This window comes from Allochromatium palmeri, assembly GCF_009720725.1.
Taxonomy (GTDB): Bacteria; Pseudomonadota; Gammaproteobacteria; order Chromatiales; family Chromatiaceae; genus Thermochromatium; species Thermochromatium palmeri.
In genome coordinates, this window is record NZ_WNKT01000169.1 from 1 (window position 1) to 481 (window position 481).

The 481-nt window shown below is 66.1% G+C and carries 2 protein-coding genes; both read right to left on the bottom strand.

Going from position 1 to position 481, the window contains the following annotated elements; genetic code table 11:
• A partial coding sequence (locus GJ668_RS20870; RefSeq protein ID WP_425482517.1) for a glycosyltransferase family 9 protein occupies window positions 1–119 on the bottom strand: 119 nt, incomplete at its 3' end.
• 97 nt (window positions 120–216) lie between these two features.
• Window positions 217–480 (bottom strand): FmdB family zinc ribbon protein, encoded by a 264-nt coding sequence (locus GJ668_RS20235; RefSeq protein WP_186343246.1) that lies wholly within the window; start codon window positions 478–480, stop codon window positions 217–219.
• Between the last annotated feature and the right edge of the window lies 1 nt (window position 481).

A 481-nucleotide genomic window follows, 5' to 3' on the forward strand; every position in this document is an offset into this window, starting at 1 on the left:
GGCTGGACCAGCCAGGCAATGCGCGCCTCGGGCCAGCGACGGCGCAGCGCCGCGACCAGCGGCGAGGCGAAGACGATGTCGCCGATGGCACTCAGGCGGACCACCAGGATAGACTTCAAAATCCGCGTCTCCGAGGGCGATCAGTCGAGGCCGATATAGCGTGAATAGCCAGGGTTGGTGGACGAACCCTGGCTGGAGCGCGGTCTGGGCAGGCGATCAATTCAATCCGCACATGCCGCCGGCACAGCAGGAGCCGGTGGCGCAGGCAGGCATCGGCGCGCGGCCGCTGCCCAGGCTGGAACTGGTGATAACGTTGCCGCCGGTGGCGAGCCGATGGATCGGCGCTTCAGCCGGAGTATCGCCCGGCTCGATTCCGGCGCGCTCGCACAGCTCGCCCCAGTTGGTCAGGTTCTCGCTCATGCGATGGCTCACCTCGATCACGCGATCGTTGGTGTCACAGCGATAATCATAGGTCGGCATG

What these genes read in the sequence shown, in the direction of transcription:
- GJ668_RS20235 (WP_186343246.1), bottom strand. Translation starts at nt 480, where the DNA reads ATGCCGACCTATGATTATCGCTGTGACACCAACGATCGCGTGATCGAG.